Raw genomic sequence first — 14917 nt, 5'->3', positions numbered from 1 at the left:
GGCGCCGCCGATGCATTCGGTGACGTTCTGCCCGGTCATCTCGATGTGGATGCCGCCGGCATGGCTGCCCTCGGCCTGGTGCACCTGGAAGAACTGTTTCACCTCATCCAGGATCTGCGCAAAGTCGCGGGTCTTGTAGCCGCTGCTGGCCTTGATGGTATTGCCATGCATCGGGTCGGAGCTCCACAGCACCTTGCGCCCTTCGCGCTCGACCGTGCGGATCAGCCCCGGCAGGTGGTCGCCGACCTTGCCGGCACCCATGCGCACGATCAGGTTCAGGCGCCCGGGGTCGTTGGCCGGGTTCAGCGTGTCGATCAGGCGGATCAGTTCTTCGGGGTTCATGCTCGGGCCAACCTTCACCCCGATCGGGTTGTGCACGCCGCGCAGGAACTCCACATGGGCACCGTCCAGCTGGCGGGTGCGGTCGCCGATCCACAGCATGTGCGCCGAGCAGTCGTAGTAGTCGCCGGTCAGGCTGTCCTGGCGCACGAAGGCTTCTTCATAGTTCAGCAGCAGTGCTTCGTGGGCGGTGAAGAAGCTGGTTTCGCGCAGCTGCGGCGCGCTGTCCAGGCCGCAGGCGCGCATGAATGCCAGGGTTTCGTCGATGCGGTTGGCCAGCTGGTGGTACTTGTCGGCCAGCGCCGAGTTGGCGATGAAGTCCAGGTTCCACTTGTGCACCTGGTGCAGGTCGGCAAACCCGCCCTGGGCGAAGGCGCGCAGCAGGTTGAGGCTGGCAGTGGCCTGGTGGTAGGCCTGCAGCAGGCGCTCCGGGTCGGGGATGCGGCTTTTCGCGTCGAAGCCGATGCCGTTGACGATGTCGCCACGGTAGGCGGGCAGGGTGATGTCGCCGATGGTTTCATCGCCCGATGAGCGCGGCTTGGCGAACTGCCCGGCCATGCGCCCGACCTTGACCACCGGGCAGCCGGCGGCGAAGGTCATGACGATGGCCATCTGCAGCAGCACCTTGAAGGTGTCGCGGATTTTCGCCGCCGAGAACTCGGCGAAGCTCTCGGCGCAGTCGCCACCCTGCAGCAGGAAGGCGCGGCCTTCGGTGACCTCGGCGAACTGCCGGCGCAGCTCGCGCGCCTCGCCCGCGAACACCAGCGGCGGGTAGCTGGCCAGGGTCTGTTCGACCTTCAGCAGGTGCGCGGCATCGGGGTAGGTCGGTTGCTGCTGGATCGGCAGGGCGCGCCAGCTGTCGGGGCTCCACGGTTGGTTCATCTCGGGCTCGGTCTTGTCGGTTGTAGGCTATGGGCCATGGTAACAGTTGGCGCTGCGCTTGTTGCATCGAGGGTGTTGACGGACAATGCGCGTTTTTGCGCGGGTGGGTGGTGAGCATGGCGGCGGAACGGGAAGAGCGGCTACTGGCACGGGTGGAGGACGCCTTTGGCGTCATCAGCGTGTATGAAGTCGACGACTACCGCTTTCTGGAATTCGGCGATGCGATCGAGCAGAGCTGCGTGTTCACGGCCGACCCCAGCTGGCTGGAGTACGACTATACCCGCGCCATGCTGGTGGGGGCGCTGTGCCACGAGCAGCCGGAGAGCGCGCTGTTTCTCGGCCTGGGTGCCGGCACGCTGACCCAGGCCTGCATGAAGTTCCTGCCGCTGGACGACATCGAGGCCATCGAACTGCGCCCGGACGTACCGCGCCTGGCCATGGAGTACCTGGGCCTGGACGACGACCCGCGGCTGTATGTACGCATCGGCGATGCCCTGGAGCTGTTGCCCACGGCGGAGAAGGCCGACCTGCTGTTCGTCGACCTGTACACCGACCATGGGCCGGGGGTGGGCCACCTGGCGTGGAACTTCCTGGAGAACTGCCAGCAGCAGCTGAACCCAGGTGGTTGGCTGGTGATCAACCAGTGGGCCACCGACGACGGCAAGCCGCTGGGCGCGGCGTTGCTGCGCGGGTTGTACCACCGGCATTACTGGGAGCTGCCGGTGAAGGAGGGCAATGTGATCCTGCTGGTGCCGGCGGACCTGGAGCAGACGCTGGACCTGGATGGGCTGAAAGCCCGGGCCGAGGCGCTGGCGCCGCGCCTGGGGTACAGCCTCGAGGGGCTGATCCGCGAGATTCGGCCGGCTACCTGAATGGCTGGCGCGGCCTATGCGATACCTGTAGCGGTTCGTGTAGGAGCGGCCTTGTGTCGCGAAAGGGGCGCGTAGCGGCCCCGGATTCCAGCGTCAATGCAAATATTGCCGGGGCCGCTCTGCGGCCCTTTCGCGACACAAGGCCGCTCCTACAAGGACCGCGCCAGGCTCCAGGGGATTATCGATTCAGCTTGCTGTGATTGATGGCCCGACACTGGCCAGGCACCCTGAAAATATTCCTCACGTCTGCGCACGATTTCGGGTATAGTACGCGCCGGTCTTTTAGCGGACCGCAAAATCAGGTGGTGCAAACCCTCCGAGTCCAGCTTCGGCTGCACGTCCGCTAGGCGGACTTTCCCACGTTTTCTTTTTCAATCGTTTTCGCAAATCCCCGCCGCCAAAGCTGCCTGGGTGACCTGTCGGTCTTTCATGGCTTGTGCAGCTTTGGAGCATGGGTCTTTGCGGATGCACCTAGAGGCAGACCCATGACCCAGGAAACCGGCGGCTTCGCCGCTCTCGATCTCAATCCGAATATTGTTGCTGCCGTTCTGGCGACCGGCTACGAAGAGCCGTCCGCCATTCAGCAACAATCGATCCCGATCATCCTCGCCGGTCACGACATGATCGGCCAGGCGCAGACTGGCACCGGCAAGACCGCTGCCTTCGCCCTGCCGATCCTCAACAAGATCGATGTGAGCAAGCGCGAACCGCAAGCCCTGATCCTGGCGCCAACCCGTGAGTTGGCGCTGCAAGTTGCTACCGCTTTCGAAACCTACGCCAAGCAGATGCCGGGCGTGAACGTGGTCGCCGTCTACGGTGGTGCCCCGATGGGCCCACAGCTGCGTGCGATCCGCAACGGCGCGCAAATCGTCGTGGCCACCCCGGGCCGTCTGTGCGACCACCTGCGTCGTGACGAAAAAGTCCTGTCGACCGTGCAGTACCTGGTACTGGACGAAGCCGACGAGATGCTCAAGCTGGGCTTCATGGATGACCTCGAAGTGATCTTCGATGCCATCCCGGCCAGCCGCCAGACCGTGCTGTTCTCCGCCACCCTGCCGTCGTCGATCCGTTCGATCGCCGAACGCCACCTGCGCGAGCCCAAGCACGTCAAGATCCAGAGCAAGACCCAGACCGTTACCGCGATCGAGCAGGCCCACCTGATGGTCCACGCCGACCAGAAGATCCCGGCTGTGCTGCGTCTGCTGGAAGTGGAAGAGTTCGATGCGCTGATCGCCTTCGTGCGTACCAAGCAAGCCACCCTGGACCTGGCCTCCGCGCTGGAAGCCAAGGGCTACAAGGCTGCCGCGCTGAACGGCGACATCGCCCAGAACCAGCGTGAGCGCGTGATCGACTCGCTCAAGGATGGCCGCCTGGACATCGTTGTAGCTACCGACGTCGCTGCCCGTGGCCTGGACGTACCGCGCATCACTCACGTGTTCAACGTCGACATGCCGTACGACCCGGAGTCCTACGTACACCGTATCGGCCGTACCGGCCGTGCTGGTCGCGATGGCCGTGCACTGCTGCTGGTCACCCCGCGTGAGCGCCGCATGCTGCAGGTGATCGAGCGCGTAACCGGGCAGAAAGTTGCCGAAGCCCGCCTGCCGAATGCCCAGGCCGTGCTGGACGCCCGCATCAAGAAGCTGACCTCGAGCCTGGCGCCGCTGGTTGCCGAAGCGGAAGCCACCCACGGCGAACTGTTCGACCGCCTGACCGCCGACCTGGGTTGCAGCGCGCGTGCCCTGGCTGCTGCCCTGCTGCGCAAGGCCACCAATGGCCAGGCGCTGGACCTGGCTGCGGTAGAGCGTGAACAGCCGCTGGTGCCGAGCTTCGCCCCGCGTGGTGAGCGTACCGAACGTGGTGAGCGTGGCGAGCGTCCGGAGCGTGGTGACCGCGAGCGCCGTGCGCCGATGCCGCTGGCCGAAGGCCGTGTGCGTTGCCGTACTGCCCTGGGTGCCCGTGACGGCATCGCTGCCAAGAACCTGCTGGGCGCGATCCTCAACGAAGGTGGCTTGGCCCGTGACGCCATTGGCCGCATCCAGGTGCGCGACAGCTTCAGCCTGGTCGAGCTGCCGGAAGATGGCCTGGAGAAGCTGCTGTCCAAGCTCAAGGACACCCGCGTGGCCGGCAAGCAGCTGAAGCTGCGTCGCTACCGCGAGGATTGATCCTGGCGCAATGAAAAAATCCCCGGCTCAGGTCGGGGATTTTTTTTGCCTGTGCTTTGGGGCTGCTTTGCAGCCCATCGCGACACAAGGCCGCTCCTACAAGGGATCGCGTACCCCATGGTGACGGGTAACCCCTGTAGGAGCGGCCTTGTGTCGCGAAAGGGGCGCAAAGCGCCCCCGGCTATCTTCAGTCGAACCGATAAATGTCCATCCCCAACGCCCCCAAGGTAAACCCTTGGTGCACCACCCCGAACTTGCCCCCAGCCCCCAGGGCAAAGAACAGCGGCAGGAAATGCTCATCACTGGGATGGTTGCGCACCGCAAACGGTGCCTGCTGCCGATAACCCAGCAGCGCTTCCTGATCATCCGCCCGCAGCTTTTCCACCACCCAATCCCTGAACGTCAGCGCCCAAGGCTCGATCACATCCGGCCCGGCATGCCAGTCCAGTTCGCCCAGGTTATGGGTAATGCTGCCCGAGCCGATCAGCAGCACGCCCTGGTCGCGCAAACCCGCCAACGCCTGGCCTACCTTGACCTGCAGCGCCGGCCCCATGTGGCTGGGCAGTGAAACCTGCACCACCGGAATATTCGCATCCGGGTACATCAGCGACAGCGGTACCCAGGCGCCGTGGTCGAACGGCCGCTGCGCGTCCAGCCGGGCAGGCAGCCCGGCAGCCTGCAGCAGTTCACTGACCTGGCCGGCAAGGGTGGGCTCACCCGGCGCCGGGTACTGCACCGCATACAGCGCCGGTGGGAAACCGTAGAAGTCATGCCAGGTCTCTGGTCGTGCGCTGCTGGTAACCAGCAGTTCGCGGCTTTCCCAGTGCGCCGACACCACCACGATCGCTTTCGGCCGGGGCAGGGCGTTGGCCAGCCCGGCCAGCGCCGGCCCGCTGGCGCCGGGTTGCAGGGCCAGCATGGGGGAACCATGGGAAATGAACAGGCTGGGCAGCATGGCAGGGTCCTGAGGGTTAAGATGCACTCATCTTCGATCAACTACAGATCGAAATCCAAACCAACTTTTACCGACAAACCATCTAAAAATCGGGAGTGATCATGGAGCCAGCGTTCTGGCAGCAGCGGTGGGCCGACAACCAGATCGGCTTTCACCAGGCGCAGGTGAACCCCTATCTGCAGAAGTATTGGCCAACGCTTGGCCTGGCGCCGGGCAGCCGCGTGCTGGTGCCGTTGTGCGGCAAGAGCCTGGACCTGGCCTGGCTGGCCGGGCAGGGGTACCGCGTGTTGGGCGTAGAGCTGTCGCGGCGGGCGGTGGAGGCATTCTTCCGCGAGCATGGGCTTGAAGCCGAGGTGCAACAGCGCGGGGCTTTCGAGGTTTGGCGCAGTGGTGACGTGGAGCTCTGGTGTGGGGATTTCTTTGCGTTGCAGGCAGGGGATATCGGCGACTGCGCGGGGCTGTATGACCGGGCGGCGCTGATTGCCTTGCCGCCGCAGATGCGTGTGGCCTACATGCAGTTGTTGTCGGGCTTGCTGCCGGCGGGTTGCCAGGGGGTGGTGGTGACTCTGGATTATGACCAGGCTTTGCTGGGCGGGCCGCCGTTTTCGGTGGGGGATGAGGAGCTGCGGCAAGGGTTTGCCGGGTGGCAGGTGGATGAGCTGGAGGCAGTGGAGGTGATTGAGGAAAGCCCGAAGTTCCTGCAGGCCGGAGCTTCCAGTTTGTTGGAGCGGGTGTACCGGGTTAGCCGATGACAGGTGTGTAGCCTGTTCCGGCCCTTTCGCGGGCTTGCCCGCTCCCACAGGTACTGCACAATCCTCAAGGTATGTGGTGAACCTGTGGGAGCGGGCGAGCCCGCGAAGAGGCCGGCACAGGTGTACAAAAAAGGGCGACCGAAGTCGCCCTTTGTTTTTACCGGTTGGATCAACCGCGACGGCGCAGGGCCTCGATACGGTCTTCCAGCGGCGGGTGGCTCATCAGCAGCCCGGCCAGGCCGTGCTTCAGGCCACCATTTATGCCGAAGGCCTTCATGGTGTCGGGCATGTGCACCGGCAGGCCTTGCTCCACGCGCAGGCGCTGCAGGGCACCGATCATCGCCGCGGTACCGGCCAGTTGTGCACCGGCTTCGTCGGCGCGGTATTCGCGGCGGCGCGAGAACCACATCACGATCATGCTGGCCAGAATGCCCAGGATCAGCTCGGCAACGATGGTCGCCACGTAGTAGGCAATGCCCTGGCCTTCTTCGTTCTTGAAGATCACCTTGTCGACGAAGTTGCCGATGATGCGTGCGAAGAACATCACGAAGGTGTTCACCACGCCTTGCACCAGCGCCAGGGTGACCATGTCGCCGTTGGCCACGTGGCCGATCTCGTGGGCCAGTACTGCGCGCACTTCATCGGGCGAGAAACGCTCCAGCAGGCCCTGGGACACGGCGACCAGCGCGTCGTTGCGGTTCCAGCCGGTGGCGAAGGCGTTGGCCTCGTACGCCGGGAAGATACCCACCTCGGGCATCTTGATGCCCGCTTCACGGGACAGCTCTTCGACCGTTTGCAGCAGCCACTGTTCGTGGCGGGTGCGCGGCTGGCTGATGATCTGGGTGCCGGTGGTCATCTTCGCCATCCACTTGGAGATGAACAGCGAGACGAGGGAGCCGGCAAAGCCGAACACGGCGCAGAACACCAGCAGGCTGCTGAGGTTCAGGTCGACCCCGTTGGCGGCCATGAACCCGTTGAAACCGAACAGGCTCAGGGTAATGCTTGCAACCAGCACCACCGCGAGGTTGGTGGCTACAAACAACAGAATGCGCATCATGGTTGTTACGTTCTCCTGACGGATGAGTTGTCGCTTACTGCGGGGTATATAAGGTGCCGGCCGTGCCGATTCAATCGGGCGACTATTTCAAACTGTGTACGGCGGAGTATGGCAGAGGATGGCGCGGGGGCTGTGGGATAGAGCGTTGCAGGATGTAAGAAACATCCTGTGGGGTTTTGGGGCTGCTTTGCAGCCCATTCGCAGCACAAGGCTGCTCCTACAGGGGCATGCGTTCTCCTGTAGGAGCAGCCTTGCGCTGCGAAGAGGCCATCACTTACTGCGAATAACCCTTCAGGAAATTCCCGATCCGGCCAATCGCCGCCTCCAGGTCATCCACCCGCGGCAAGGTCACCACACGGAAGTGGTCCGGCCACGGCCAGTTGAACGCCGTGCCCTGAACGATCAGCAGCTTCTCCGACAGCAGCAGGTCGAGCACGAACTTCTCGTCGTTGTGAATCGGGCAAACCTTCGGGTCGATCTTCGGGAATGCATACAGCGCACCCATCGGCTTCACGCAGCTCACGCCCGGGATGTCGTTCAGCAGCTCGTAGGTGCGGTTGCGCTGTTCCAGCAGGCGACCCGGTGGCAGCACCAGGTCGTTGATGCTCTGGTAGCCGCCCAGCGCGGTCTGAATGGCATGCTGGGCCGGCACGTTGGCGCACAGGCGCATGTTGGCCAGCATGTCGATGCCTTCGATGTAGCTTTGCGCGTGGTGCTTGGGCCCGGAGATGATCAGCCAGCCGGAACGGAAGCCCGCCACCCGGTACGACTTGGACAGGCCGTTGAAGGTCAGGCACAGCAGGTCGGGGGCCAGCGATGCGGTGCTGATGTGCACGGCTTCGTCGTACAGGATCTTGTCGTAGATCTCGTCGGAGAACACCACCAGGTTGTGCTGGCGGGCCAGTTCCAGCATGCCCAGCAGCAGCTCTTTGGAGTACACCGCGCCGGTCGGGTTGTTCGGGTTGATGATCACCAGGGCCTTGGTGTTCGGGGTGATCTTGGCCTTGATGTCCTCAAGGTCGGGGAACCAGTCGGCCTGCTCGTCGCACAGGTAGTGCACCGGCTTGCCGCCGGCCAGGCTCACCGCGGCGGTCCACAGCGGGTAGTCGGGGGCCGGGATCAGCACTTCGTCGCCGTTGTTGAGCAGCGCCTGCATCGACATCACGATCAGCTCGGACACACCGTTACCCAGGTAGATGTCCTCGATGCCGACGCCTTCGATCTGCTTCTGCTGGCAGTACTGCATCACCGCCTTGCGCGCGCTGAACAGGCCCTTGGAGTCGCTGTAGCCCTGCGCGGTGGGCAGGTTGCGGATCACATCCTGAAGGATTTCGTCAGGCGCCTCGAAGCCAAACGGCGCCGGGTTGCCGATGTTCAGCTTGAGGATGCGGTGGCCTTCCTCTTCCAGGCGCTTGGCGTGCTTGAGCACTGGGCCGCGAATGTCGTAGCAGACATTGGCGAGCTTGTTCGATTTGCTGAACTGCATGATGGGATCCCGATTGAGAAAACGCGCTACGCCCCGCCGAAAGGTTTGAAAGGGCAGGAAGCGGGTGCCAGACTGAACGCCTGGCACACGAAGCCAACTAATATACGTGCCACCCGCGCCCCGGAAAAGACGGTGCGCAGTGAAATTCAGCCTGCCGAGGTCCCTACATGCAAAAGATCGAGAAAACCCTGGAACAATGGCGGTCGATGCTCGACCCCGAGCAGTACCAGGTGTGCCGCCTCAAGGGCACCGAGCGGCCGTTCAGCGGCAAGTACAACAGCGAGCGCCGCGACGGCATCTACCACTGCATCTGCTGCGGCCTGGCACTGTTCGATGCGCAGACCAAGTTCGATTCCGGCTGTGGCTGGCCGAGCTTCTACGCGCCCATCGAGGAAAGCGCGATGATCGAGATCCGCGACACCTCCCACGGCATGATCCGCACCGAAGTCACCTGTGCCCGCTGCGATGCGCACCTGGGCCACGTGTTCCCCGATGGCCCGCCACCGACCGGCCTGCGCTACTGCATCAACTCGGTGTGCATCGACCTGCGCCCGCGCGACTGACCGGAGCCCGACCATGGCTGGATCGATACTGGACATCCCCTGCGTGACCCTGGGCGGCGAGCACAAGAAGCTCGGCGACTTCCCCGGCAAGGCGCTGCTGGTGGTCAATACCGCCAGCCAGTGCGGCTTTACCCCGCAGTACAAGGGCCTGGAGCAACTGTGGCAGGCCTACCGCGCACGCGGCCTGGTGGTGCTGGGCTTCCCCTGCAACCAGTTCGGCAAGCAGGAGCCGGGCGATGCACGGGAAATTGCCCAGTTCTGCGAGCGCAATTTCGGCGTGAGCTTCCCGCTGTTCCGCAAGGTCGAGGTCAACGGCCCCGGCAGCCACCCGCTGTTCGTCGAACTCAAGCAGCGCGCCCCGGGCATTCTGGGCAGCCAGAAGATCAAGTGGAACTTCACCAAGTTCCTGGTCGACCCGGCCTCTGGCCAGGTAACGCGCTACGCCCCCACCACCAAGCCGCAGGCCCTGGAAGCGGACATCGAGCGCCTGCTCAACCGTTGACCGGCACCCAGTGGTCGACCAGCGCCAGCAGCTCTTCACGGCGGAACGGCTTGGCCAGGTAGTCGTTCATGCCCGCTGCCCGGCAGCGCTCGCGCTCCTCGGGCATGGCGTTGGCGGTGAGGGCAACGATCGGCAGGTCGGGCCAGCGGCCGCTCTGGCGGATGCGCCGGCTGGCCTCGTAGCCATCCATCACCGGCATGTTGCAGTCCATCAGTACCAGGTCGAACTCGTCCTGTTCCAGTAGCTCCAGGGCCTCGGCGCCCTGGGTGGCCAGCTGCACCTGGCAACCGAGCTTGGCCAGCATGCCCTTGGCCACCAGCTGGTTCACCGGGTTGTCCTCCACCAGCAGGATGCGCGCGCGGCCTTGTTCCAGGGTGATGGCCGGGGTGTCCAGCGGGTGTTCGGGCTCGTGGCCCTGCAAGGTGCGGCGCAAGGTCTGGTACAGGGCGTTGCGCGCCAGCGGCCGGGCCAGCTGGTGCAGGGGGGCGAGGGTGACCGACTGTTCGCTGGGCAGGAAGTTGCCGTAGGCGGTCACCAGCAGGATCGGTGTCTTCAGTGCCGGGCGCAGTTCGAACAGCTGGTCCAGGCTGTCGGTGATCAGCAGGTCGATGGCCGTGGCGTCCAGCCCCGCGCTGCTGTCATGGTGCTGATAGGCAAGGCCCCAGGCGGGCAACAGGTCCTGCAGCAGTTCATCGAGCCCGCTGCCGGCCGCGCTCAGCGCCGCCACGCGCCCGTGCAACGGTGCCGGCGGGATGGCTTCGGTGTGCACCGCCAGCGGCAGCTCGGCGGTGAAGCGGCTGCCGAAGCCCGGGTCGGACTTGATATGCAGGTGGCCCTGCATGGCCTTGCACAGGTTGCGTGTCAGCGCCAGGCCCAGGCCGGTGCCGCCGTACTGGCGGGTGATGCCGGCGCCGGCCTGGGTGAACGGCTGGAAGATCCGCGCCTGGGCTTCTTCGGGGATGCCGATGCCGGTGTCGCGCACTTCCAGGCGCACACCGCCGACGATGGTCGCCAGGCGCACATCCACGCGGCCGAAGCGGGTGAACTTGAGGGCGTTGGACAGCAGGTTGCTGACGATCTGCCGTACCCGCGTGGGGTCGCCAAGCACGCTGCTGGGGAAGTCGCGGGCGATCAGGCAGGTCAGCTCCACGCTTTGCGCGGTGTTCTGCGACAGCAGGTTGGCAGTGTCCTCGACCATCGAACCCATGTCGAACGGAATGCGCTCCAGCTCCAGCTGGCCGGCATCGAACTTGGACAGGTCGAGAATATCGTTGAGCAACTCCACCAGCACCTTGCCCGAGTCATGGGCTATCGCCAGCTGCTGGCGTTGCTCGCTGGGCAGCGGGCTGTCGAGGGCAAGGGCGATCATGCCGAGCATGCCGTTGAGCGGGGTACGGATTTCGTGGCTCATGTTGGCGAGGAAGGCGGCGCGTGCCTGGGCCATGTCCAGCGCCCGGCGACGGGCTTCTTCCAGCTCCTGGTTGGACAGGCTCAGGCTGCTGTTGCTGGCCTTCAGCTCGTTGGTGCGTGCCGAGACGATATCTTCCAGCTCGTTGAGGTACTGGGTAAGGCGGTTTTCTGCGGTGCGCCGCTGCTCGATCTCGGTGGCCATGCTGACGAACTGCTGGTTGGCGACCTTCACCAGTACGCCGATCTCGTCGTGTTCGTGGCCGTGCGGGCAGGCCACGCGGGTTTGCCGGGGCTTGCGCGGATCGCTGCCGCTGAGCGCGCCGATCACCGTCACCAGCGGCTTGGTCAGCATCATGTAGAACAGCGCCAGGAGGATGCCGGTCAGCACCAGGCTGCGGGCGAAACCGTTGAGCAGGGTGATGCCGGCACGGTCGAGAAAGCGGCTGCCGAAGGCGTAGGTGTCCACCTCCAGGTACAGGGTGCCGAGGTATTCCTCGGGCATGTGGGTCAGGTACAGGCGTTCCTTGAACTGGCGCTGGTCGCCGAACAGGAAGTCGCTGAGCGGCCGGTAGCGGTCCTGCAGGCGCGGCCGTTCGACGTCGGCCAGCACTGTTTCGTTGTTGTCGATCAGCCGCGCACGGATGATCGCCGGCGACTGCAGCAGGCCGCGGGTCAGCTCCAGGGCCAGTTCCGAGTCGATGTTGTAGGCGATGCGCGAGGCCGGGTTGTGGCTGATTTGCAGTAAGGCGCGCACTTCACGGTTGATGGACGCGTCTTCGCTGGCATAATCGATGCCGATCTGGATGAGACTGAGCAATGTTCCCAGGATGAAGCCGACCAGGACTGTCAACCGGGCTTGCTTGTATGACAGGCGATTGGTGAACTTGATATCCATGTGTCCCGAGCCGGTTTCACGTCCCTTGCGCTGCGCAAGCATAGCCGAATAGCCCCGGCTGCTGGTGGGTCTGTCTGTTCATTTCAGTTGATTGCCAAGTGGGGGCCGCTTTGCGCCCCTTCGCGGGCTTGCCCGCTGCCACAGGTATATCACTGCCCTCGAGATTTGCAGTGTGCCTGTGGGAGCGGGCAAGCCCGCGAAGGGGCGCGCAGCGGCCCCAAAAAACTGAAATTCGTAGGAGTCGTCATGGACGCTCGCTTGATTGCTTTCCTGGACCGCGCCGAATCGGTACTGGCCCGCCTCGAACCCCTGTTGCCGGCCCAGCGCCCGAATATCGACTGGGCCACCACCCTGGCCGCGCGCTGGCAGCGCGATGGCCGCAGCGGCTACCTGCTGCCACTGGAAGTCAGCCTGGACATCCGCCTGAGCGACCTGATCGGCGTCGACCAGCAGCGTGACCAGCTGGGCCGCAACACCCATCAGTTCATCAACGGCATGCCGGCCAACCATGCACTGCTGTGGGGCTCGCGCGGCACCGGCAAGTCGTCGCTGGTACGTGCCCTGCTGGCCGAGCACGCCGGTGCCGGCCTGCGCCTGATCGAAATCGAACGCGACCACCTGGCCGACCTGCCACGGGTGGTCGAGCAGCTGCAGAAGCTGCCGCAGCGCTTCATCCTGTTCTGCGACGACCTGTCGTTCGAAGCCGGGGAGGGCGACTACCGGGTGCTCAAGAGCGTGCTCGACGGCTCGCTCGAGCAGGCCCCCGACAACGTGCTGCTGTACGCCACCTCCAACCGCCGCCACCTGGTGCCGGAAAAGGAGAGCGACAACGAGAACTGGAAGCGCGTGGACGGCGAGCTGCATCCCAGTGAAGCGGTGGAAGACAAGATTGCCCTGTCCGACCGTTTTGGCCTGTGGCTGTCGTTCTACCCCTTCACCCAGGAACACTTCCTGAACGTGGTCGAGCACTGGATCGGCCAGCTCGCGCAAACTGCCGGCCTGGCCTGGCAGCGCAGCGAAGAACTCGACATCCTCGCCGTGCGCTGGGCCACCGGCCGCGGTAACCGTAATGGCCGTTGTGCCTATCAGTTCGCCCGCTACTGGGTCGGGCTGCAATTGCTGGAGCAAAAGTAAATGATCGACCTCAATGCCAGTGGCGCCGGCCTCGACGGCTACAACCTGCTGGCGGCGCAAGTGCAGGCGCTGTTTGCCGACGAGCGTGACTTCATCGCCAATGCCGCGCAGTTTTCGGCATTCCTCTATAACCAGGTGGACGACCTGAACTGGGCGGGGTTCTACCTCAACCGCAACGAAGAACTGGTGCTGGGCCCATTCCAGGGCCAGGTGGCGTGCGTGCGCATCCCGTTCAGCAAGGGCGTGTGCGGGGCGGCAGCGGCCACCCGGCAGACCCAGCGGGTAGAGGACGTGCATGCGTTCCCGGGGCACATTGCCTGTGACAGCGCGTCCAACAGCGAGCTGGTGATTCCGCTGGTGAAGGAGGGCAGGTTGATTGGTGTGCTGGACCTGGACAGCCCGAAGCTTGGGCGCTTCAGTGAGGCGGATCAGGTGGGGTTGGAGCGGTTGGCGGCGATTTTTCTGGAGTTGACCGACTGCTGATATTTGTTGCCTGTACCGGCCTTTTCGCGGCTAAAGCCGCTCCCACAGGGATCGCACCAAGCCTGAGGGCGATGCGGTCCCTGTGGGAGCGGCTTTAGCCGCGAAGAGGCCGGTACAGGTTAAAGCATCAGTCGTACATCACCTTCTTCTTCCAGGTCTCTTCCTCATCGGTCTTGAGCCCCTGGGTCAGTTCATTCTGCTCGTCCTCCGCCGGGGCCATGCGGTCCAGTACCTGGGCGTTGGCCCGGGCCAGCAGCTTCTCCAGGTACGTCAGCTGCTCTTCATACATTTTCGGTTCCGGCTGCTTGCGCAGGTACTGCACGCCGCGCTCGAAGGCCAGGCGCGCCTGGCCTGGCTGGTTCTGTTGCAGGGCCTGCTGGCCGAGGTTGTTGAAGAACTCGATATGCAGCAGCACCAGGATATGGCGGATTTCCTTGACCCATTGCTTGGCCTCGGGCGTGGGCAGGAAGCCCTCCTGGGCGGCGCGGGTCACCTGGTTGTGCAGCGCCTCCAGCAGGAAGCGCACATCCTTGGCCTTGATCTCGGTCTGGATCGGGTTGGGCGGGTTGTTTACCGGAATCTCCCCGCCTTGGGCAATCAGCCTCTCCAGTTCGGCGATGCGCGCCTTGATCTCGGCATTGTGCTTGTCCATCGCCAGTTGACGCTGGTTGAGGTTGAGCTCCAGGCGGGTCAGCAGCAGCTTCAGCGCCGGGGTCATGAACTGGCCGGGGAAGGTCTCGGTGATTTCGCCACAGCGGCGCAGGCGGTCGGCCAGCTCGATCTTCATCCGGGCGCGTTCGAGCTTGCCGTTCTCGACCACATTGTTTAGGTAGCCGATCACGATCAGCAGCGCGATACCCGCCACGATGAGCAGGGTGATCAGAAGTGGTGTCACCGTTAATGCCTCATTGAAGAAGAATTACAGCTTGAGTGTAGTGAGTTCGGTGGTGGACGAACAGCTGCTAAATCCCTGTGCCGGCCTCTTCGCGGGCTTGCCCGCTCCCACAGGTGCAACACAGGCCTGAGGGTTGGCGACAACCCTGTGGGAGCGGGCAAGCCCGCGAAAGGGCCGGCACAGGATTGCCTCTCTCTATATCGGCAACCCATCCCGCAACTGCACCCCAACTCACCCGGAAGTCATTGATTTAAATAAATTTCTACAAAGGGGTTGACGCCTGTCCGAACCATCCATAGAATGCGCGCCACTTGCAGCGTAAAGCACACAGCGAAACGCGGCAGGGAGTGAAAGCAGGCAGTAATGCCAGCAGCGTGTCCCCTTCGTCTAGTGGCCTAGGACACCGCCCTTTCACGGCGGTAACAGGGGTTCGAGTCCCCTAGGGGACGCCAAATTGCGGGAATAGCTCAGTTGGTAGAGCACGACCTTGCCAAGGTCGGGGTCGCGAGTTCGAGTCTCGTTTCCCG

12 protein-coding genes, 1 tRNA gene and 1 pseudogene are annotated in these 14917 nt (G+C 64.1%); 8 read left to right on the top strand and 6 right to left on the bottom strand.

Annotated elements, in window-relative coordinates:
- On the bottom strand, positions 1-1221 hold a 1221-nt coding region (locus ACGLHT_RS29370; RefSeq protein WP_123085487.1), incomplete at its 3' end, for a class II 3-deoxy-7-phosphoheptulonate synthase.
- A 116-nt stretch (positions 1222-1337) separates the two neighbouring features.
- Between ACGLHT_RS29370 and ACGLHT_RS29365 the strand changes: the two genes are divergently transcribed.
- Together ACGLHT_RS29365 and ACGLHT_RS29360 are read left to right on the top strand one after the other, a co-directional pair.
- Positions 1338-2093, top strand: a complete 756-nt coding sequence (locus ACGLHT_RS29365) for a spermidine synthase (protein WP_025338183.1) — start codon at positions 1338-1340, stop codon at positions 2091-2093.
- Positions 2094-2544: 451 nt separating this feature from the next.
- Positions 2545-4258, top strand: a pseudogene (locus ACGLHT_RS29360) (DEAD/DEAH box helicase).
- A 187-nt stretch (positions 4259-4445) separates the two neighbouring features.
- Here the strand turns inward: ACGLHT_RS29360 and ACGLHT_RS29355 are convergent.
- The gene (locus ACGLHT_RS29355; RefSeq protein WP_274120090.1) at positions 4446-5213 is read right to left on the bottom strand and encodes a class III extradiol ring-cleavage dioxygenase; all 768 of its coding nucleotides are present in this window, start codon (positions 5211-5213) and stop codon (positions 4446-4448) included.
- A gap of 101 nt (positions 5214-5314) precedes the next feature.
- On the opposite strand from ACGLHT_RS29355, the gene ACGLHT_RS29350 reads away from it, so the two are divergent.
- Positions 5315-5965, top strand: coding sequence for a thiopurine S-methyltransferase (locus ACGLHT_RS29350; RefSeq protein WP_137163261.1), 651 nt, complete (start codon positions 5315-5317; stop codon positions 5963-5965).
- 169 nt (positions 5966-6134) lie between these two features.
- On the opposite strand, the gene htpX is transcribed toward ACGLHT_RS29350, so the two are convergent.
- Both htpX and ACGLHT_RS29340 read right to left on the bottom strand, forming a co-directional pair.
- Positions 6135-7022, bottom strand: coding sequence for a protease HtpX (gene htpX / locus ACGLHT_RS29345; RefSeq protein WP_003259721.1), 888 nt, complete (start codon positions 7020-7022; stop codon positions 6135-6137).
- 274 nt (positions 7023-7296) lie between these two features.
- On the bottom strand, positions 7297-8508 hold the full coding sequence (locus ACGLHT_RS29340) for a pyridoxal phosphate-dependent aminotransferase (RefSeq protein ID WP_013971543.1): 1212 nt from the start codon (positions 8506-8508) through the stop codon (positions 7297-7299).
- A gap of 167 nt (positions 8509-8675) precedes the next feature.
- Between ACGLHT_RS29340 and msrB the strand changes: the two genes are divergently transcribed.
- Both msrB and ACGLHT_RS29330 read left to right on the top strand, forming a co-directional pair.
- Positions 8676-9071, top strand: coding sequence for a peptide-methionine (R)-S-oxide reductase MsrB (gene msrB, locus ACGLHT_RS29335; RefSeq protein ID WP_085590101.1), 396 nt, complete (start codon positions 8676-8678; stop codon positions 9069-9071).
- A 13-nt stretch (positions 9072-9084) separates the two neighbouring features.
- Positions 9085-9573 (top strand): glutathione peroxidase, encoded by a 489-nt coding sequence (locus ACGLHT_RS29330; protein ID WP_025338188.1) that lies wholly within the window; start codon positions 9085-9087, stop codon positions 9571-9573.
- On the opposite strand, the gene ACGLHT_RS29325 is transcribed toward ACGLHT_RS29330, so the two are convergent.
- Positions 9563-11920, bottom strand: coding sequence for a response regulator (locus ACGLHT_RS29325; RefSeq protein ID WP_274120091.1), 2358 nt, complete (start codon positions 11918-11920; stop codon positions 9563-9565). The two genes, ACGLHT_RS29330 and ACGLHT_RS29325, sit on opposite strands and share 11 nt — an antisense overlap.
- A gap of 204 nt (positions 11921-12124) precedes the next feature.
- Here ACGLHT_RS29325 and ACGLHT_RS29320 point away from each other — a divergent pair, with 204 nt between their 5' ends.
- On the top strand, positions 12125-13012 hold the full coding sequence (locus ACGLHT_RS29320) for an ATP-binding protein (RefSeq protein ID WP_013971547.1): 888 nt from the start codon (positions 12125-12127) through the stop codon (positions 13010-13012).
- Positions 13013-13495 carry a GAF domain-containing protein gene (locus tag ACGLHT_RS29315; protein ID WP_003260813.1) on the top strand — a complete coding sequence of 161 codons (483 nt, stop codon included), beginning with the start codon at positions 13013-13015 and terminating at the stop codon, positions 13493-13495. It begins immediately after the preceding gene.
- A gap of 127 nt (positions 13496-13622) precedes the next feature.
- On the opposite strand, the gene ACGLHT_RS29310 is transcribed toward ACGLHT_RS29315, so the two are convergent.
- A complete protein-coding gene (locus ACGLHT_RS29310) occupies positions 13623-14390 on the bottom strand; it encodes a hypothetical protein (protein ID WP_274120092.1) in 768 nt (255 codons plus the stop codon).
- 376 nt (positions 14391-14766) lie between these two features.
- Between ACGLHT_RS29310 and ACGLHT_RS29305 the strand changes: the two genes are divergently transcribed.
- A tRNA-Glu gene (locus ACGLHT_RS29305) sits at positions 14767-14842 on the top strand.
- The last annotated feature ends 75 nt before the right edge of the window (positions 14843-14917 follow it).

It is taken from the genome of Pseudomonas sp. PsB, assembly GCF_043658375.1.
GTDB classification, from domain to species: Bacteria; Pseudomonadota; Gammaproteobacteria; order Pseudomonadales; family Pseudomonadaceae; genus Aquipseudomonas; species Aquipseudomonas putida_Z.
The sequence above is the reverse complement of the archived record's forward strand: the minus strand, read 5'-3'. Positions and strand labels throughout refer to the sequence as shown.

What these genes read in the sequence shown, in the direction of transcription:
- ACGLHT_RS29365 (WP_025338183.1), top strand. Translation starts at nt 1,338, where the DNA reads ATGGCGGCGGAACGGGAAGAGCGGCTACTGGCACGGGTGGAGGACGCC.
- ACGLHT_RS29355 (WP_274120090.1), bottom strand. Translation starts at nt 5,213, where the DNA reads ATGCTGCCCAGCCTGTTCATTTCCCATGGTTCCCCCATGCTGGCCCTG.
- ACGLHT_RS29350 (WP_137163261.1), top strand. Translation starts at nt 5,315, where the DNA reads ATGGAGCCAGCGTTCTGGCAGCAGCGGTGGGCCGACAACCAGATCGGC.
- htpX (WP_003259721.1), bottom strand. Translation starts at nt 7,022, where the DNA reads ATGATGCGCATTCTGTTGTTTGTAGCCACCAACCTCGCGGTGGTGCTG.
- ACGLHT_RS29340 (WP_013971543.1), bottom strand. Translation starts at nt 8,508, where the DNA reads ATGCAGTTCAGCAAATCGAACAAGCTCGCCAATGTCTGCTACGACATT.
- msrB (WP_085590101.1), top strand. Translation starts at nt 8,676, where the DNA reads ATGCAAAAGATCGAGAAAACCCTGGAACAATGGCGGTCGATGCTCGAC.
- ACGLHT_RS29330 (WP_025338188.1), top strand. Translation starts at nt 9,085, where the DNA reads ATGGCTGGATCGATACTGGACATCCCCTGCGTGACCCTGGGCGGCGAG.
- ACGLHT_RS29325 (WP_274120091.1), bottom strand. Translation starts at nt 11,920, where the DNA reads ATGCTTGCGCAGCGCAAGGGACGTGAAACCGGCTCGGGACACATGGAT.
- ACGLHT_RS29320 (WP_013971547.1), top strand. Translation starts at nt 12,125, where the DNA reads ATGGACGCTCGCTTGATTGCTTTCCTGGACCGCGCCGAATCGGTACTG.
- ACGLHT_RS29315 (WP_003260813.1), top strand. Translation starts at nt 13,013, where the DNA reads ATGATCGACCTCAATGCCAGTGGCGCCGGCCTCGACGGCTACAACCTG.